1 pseudogene is annotated in these 583 nt (G+C 57.6%); it reads left to right on the top strand.

The annotated features are described in order from the left end of the window. Positions 1 to 123: 123 nt before the first annotated feature. Positions 124 to 387: pseudogene (locus tag ABRP64_RS11665) on the top strand (integrase core domain-containing protein); the annotation flags it as partial. Between the last annotated feature and the right edge of the window lie 196 nt (positions 388 to 583).

The following is a 583-nucleotide window of genomic DNA, read 5'->3' as shown; positions in this document are numbered from 1 at the left end:
TTGAAGGAGCGAAAGCCACCGGGTGGAAACAAGCCATCAACCAACTAGCCGTGGCCTTTCCCCGACCGATTCGCGGATTACTTGTAAACCAAGCCCCCGCACACAAAGAATCGGACACTCTCCCGTGGGACACAATTTACCAGCGAGCAGCTCTGGGAGGTGTGCCGCAATTTGGGCATTGCTCAATCCGTGGGGCGTACCGGAGTGTGTTTCGATAACGCGATGGCTGAGTCGTTCTGGTCGACGCTTAAGACCGAGTTCTACGACCGGAAGCGCTGGGCCACCCGCGATGCTGCGCGTCAGGCTGTGGCTTGCTGGATTGAAGTGGTCTACAACCGTCGACGTCGGCACTCCGCCCTCGGGATGGTCAGCCCCGTCGATTTCGAGAACCACACCAGCCTAACCACCAGCAGAAAAGAATTAGCTGCCTAACCACTAGGTAGCTCTACTACGTGTCCACGATTTGCGGGCAACCCTAACGCCCACACCGCGCACTAGGACGACATACCCCACACCACAGCTACACCACCGGCACAAAAGCCAGCCCCAACGACAATCCCACACAAGAATGGCGCACCAGAAA

Origin of the sequence: Corynebacterium sp. KPL4015 (assembly GCF_040225725.1) — a bacterium.
Taxonomy (GTDB): domain Bacteria; phylum Actinomycetota; class Actinomycetes; order Mycobacteriales; family Mycobacteriaceae; genus Corynebacterium; species Corynebacterium rhinophilum.
The sequence above is the reverse complement of the archived record's forward strand: the minus strand, read 5'-3'. Positions and strand labels throughout refer to the sequence as shown.